Raw genomic sequence first — 3,285 nt, forward strand, 5'->3', positions numbered from 1 at the left:
GGACCGTCGCCGGGCTCGGCCTGGCCGCCGGGGCCGGTCTGATCGCGGGCCCGATCGCGGTGGTGCTCACCGGGTTCGGGTTGATCGGCGATCGGGTGCGGCCGCGCGGCTGGTCGCGCATCCTGATCGCGCTCGCGGGCGGCGGCACCGCCGTGTGCGCGGCCGCGCTCTCCACCGGACCATGGCGCTCGTTCGAGGGTTATGTCGGCGGTTCGCTGTGGGTGCAGTTCCCGGCGCTGGTCGCGATCATCGCGGTCGGGATCGCCGCGCTGCCGCCGCGCCGTTGAATCCCGCTGCCGCTCAGCCGAAGCGGCGGCGCGTCCATTTCCGCACCGGCTCCTCGACGAGCGCGAAACTGGCGGCGGCCAAGGGCAGCGTGAAGACCACGGTCAAGACGTAGACCACCACGAAATGCCCGCGGAACGGCACCACGCCGAAGACCGGGAACACGATCGACAGCACCGCGAGGTGCCAGATGAAGATGCCGTAGGACCAGCGGCCGAGAGTGGCCGCGACCCGGCTCTCCAGCCACCGGTGCGGCTGGTCCGGCCGCAGCACCAGCGGGGCGATCAGCCCGAAGCCGACGATCGCGCCGAGCGCCATCTTGGCGGCGTACTGCCAGGGCTGTCCGTGCACCAGCCCGCGCGGCCCGGCCAGGTCGGTGGTCGCCAGCAGCATGGCCGCCACGGCGAGCGGCCACATCAGCCACCGGTTGCCCGCCACCCGCCGCCACGCCGGTGCGGGCTGGTCGGCGAGTTCGGCGAGCAGCATGCCGACCGCGAACCACGGCAGGTAGCCGGGCAGCCAGTTGTCGGAGTGGATGCCGTCCGGGGTCGGGACGGGCAGGAAGTTCCAGCCGAGGCTGAGCAGGGCCAGGCCCAGGACCACCGGCACCCGCAGGCGCGCCCGCCGCCCGCGCAACCACACCAGCGCGAACGCCAGCAGCGGCAGCACCAGATAGAAGGCGACCTCCACCGAGAGACTCCACATCTGGGTGAGCCCGTCGGTCAGCGTGAACGGCACGAATACTTGCAGCAGGCCCAGATTCGACACCCACACCCGCAGGCCGGCGGTGTGCGCCGCGCTCGGCAGCAGGATCAGCACCGCGCACACCACCGCCCAGTAGGCGGGCAGGATGCGGGCCGCGCGGTGCAGCAGATAGCGTCCGGCGCTCGGCGCCACCCCGTGACCGCGGGCCGCGGCGGCATGCGGCCGCCACAGCAGGAATCCGGACAGCGCGAAGAACACCGCGACCGCGAGATCGAAGCGCTCCCATACCCGGCCGAGCACGGGCTGTCCGGTGGCGCCGGTCTGGAAGGCGACGTGGGTGAGCACGACCCCCAGGGCGGCGAGCGCGCGCATGCCCTCGAGTGCGGGGACGAAGCGGCCCGGACGGACCGGTGCCGGGTCCAGGTCGGGCGTCTCCGCGGTGGTGAGGGTGGTCGTCGTCATCGGGTCCCAGTGTGCCTTGCGGGTGTTTCGCGGATCATCCGGCTTTTGACTTGGGGGCGTTTCGGGGCGTTTTCCTGCCTCGGCCGCACTCAGGGACCGCTCGGACTGTTAGTGTCTGGGCTCACGAGTGCTGCGCGGCGACCGCAGTACTGGAAGAAACACGCGTTCGACGACGAGGAGAACCTGCATGGCACTCAGTGCCGGTACCAGAAGGACGGTTGCCTGCGTACTCGTGGGGCTCGGCGCGATGCTGCTTGTCGCCGCCATCATGATTCCCACGTACACGGTCAGCCGCCTCGCGAAGACGCCGTTGGATCTGGAGATCACGACCGTCGCGACCAACCCGCAGACCGGGGCGCCCAGCGAGGTGCTGGACTCGAAGTCGCTGACTTCGACGACCGGCTCGGCGAAGGTGGACCAGAACGTCCCGCTCGTGTCGCAGCGCTTCCTCACCGTCGAAAACCCGTCCGACGCTTCGGAAATGACCATTCAGGCCGGTCAGACCCTGCGCCGTACCGACAAGCAGGGCGACACCGGCCTGCTGACCGCGAGCATCGACCGCGTCACCGTGGACCGCAAGACCGGTGAACCGGTGGAGTCGGTCGACGGCGGCCCGAACGGCGCGATCGCCGTGACGGTCGACAAGAAGGGCGAGTCGGTCATGGACCCGGTGCAGCACAAGGGTCTGCAGTACCGCTTCCCGATCGGCACCGAGAAGAAGACCTACCCGTACTTCGATCTCAACACCCGTAAGACCTACGACGCCGCGTACGTCGAGGAAACCGAGATCAACAGCCTGAAGGTCTACCACTTCCAGATGACGGCGCCGGTCACCGACCTGTCCACCGTCGCGAACTCGCCGACCAACAAGCTGACCCTGCCCGCCGCCAAGTGGGGCGTGGAGGGCGACGGCGATGTCACCATGGCGCGCTTCTACACCAACGTCCGCGACCTGTGGGTCGAGCCGGACACCGGCACGGTCATCAAGGGCCAGGAGCAGATTCACCTGTTCTACGCCCGCACCGGTGACAAGCCCGAGGTGACCGCGCTCAAGTCGACCTTGGTGTTCGACGAGAACACCATCGAGTCGCAGATCTCGGTGGCCAAGGAGAACATCGACAAGCTGTCGCTCTACGGCCGCACCCTGCCGATCATCCTGGGCGTCCTCGGCCTGCTGTTCGTGATCGCCGGCATCGTCCTCGGCCTGCTCGGCAAGAACGGCAACGGCGCCACCCCGATCCGCCGCGCCCCCGCGCCCGCGGGCGGCCCCGGCGACTTCGACGCCCCGACCCAGCAGATCGACATGAACAAGCGCCCCTAGCGCCCCCGTTCGGTCCAGCGGCCCAGCATCTTCCGAGATGCTGGGCCGCTGTCGTTCGCGACCCGGATCCGTCGGTGCGAAACAAGTCCGGCCGACCGGGCGCCGCGACGCCCAGCATCAGTCACAGGTACCGGAACGAGACAGGCCGAGACCTGGGTGGGACGGACCGAGCGCCGAACGCCGGGGTGGGTGTACCGGGTGGGCGCTGCCCGGGGTGCGGGCAGGAGGTCGAGCGGCGGGTGGGAGCATTGCGGGCGTGTCTGTTGTACGCCGTCTGCCCGTGGTCAAGGACCTGACCTTGGTGACGGCGGGGGCGATGACCGCGAATGTGGCGGGGTATCTGCTGCAATTGCTCGCCAGCCGCTGGCTGGGGGTGGCGGGATACAGCTCGTTCGCGAGCCTGCTGGCCGTGCAGATGCTGTGCGCGGTCCCCGCCCTGGCCCTGCAGAACGTGATCGCGCGCGAGGTGGTGCGCGGCGCGCCCGCCGCCGCCGCACGCGCGCTGGCCTGGC

At 70.0% G+C, this 3,285-nt stretch carries 3 protein-coding genes and 1 pseudogene; 3 read left to right on the forward strand and 1 reads right to left on the reverse strand.

From position 1 onward, the window contains the following. On the forward strand, positions 1 to 287 hold a 287-nt coding region (locus tag ACWELJ_RS33795; protein ID WP_452370127.1), incomplete at its 5' end, for a hypothetical protein. 13 nt (positions 288 to 300) lie between these two features. Here ACWELJ_RS33795 and ACWELJ_RS33800 read toward each other — a convergent pair. Further along, positions 301 to 1,452: an acyltransferase family protein gene (locus ACWELJ_RS33800; RefSeq protein WP_452370128.1), complete on the reverse strand. Its 1,152-nt coding sequence runs from the start codon at positions 1,450 to 1,452 to the stop codon at positions 301 to 303. Positions 1,453 to 1,639: 187 nt separating this feature from the next. Between ACWELJ_RS33800 and ACWELJ_RS33805 the strand changes: the two genes are divergently transcribed. Together ACWELJ_RS33805 and ACWELJ_RS33810 are read left to right on the forward strand one after the other, a co-directional pair. Continuing rightward, on the forward strand, positions 1,640 to 2,773 hold the full coding sequence (locus tag ACWELJ_RS33805) for a DUF3068 domain-containing protein (RefSeq protein ID WP_452370129.1): 1,134 nt from the start codon (positions 1,640 to 1,642) through the stop codon (positions 2,771 to 2,773). A 256-nt stretch (positions 2,774 to 3,029) separates the two neighbouring features. Further along, positions 3,030 to 3,285 (forward strand): annotated as a pseudogene (locus tag ACWELJ_RS33810) (polysaccharide biosynthesis protein); the annotation flags it as partial.

The organism is Nocardia sp. NPDC004582 (assembly GCF_053602115.1).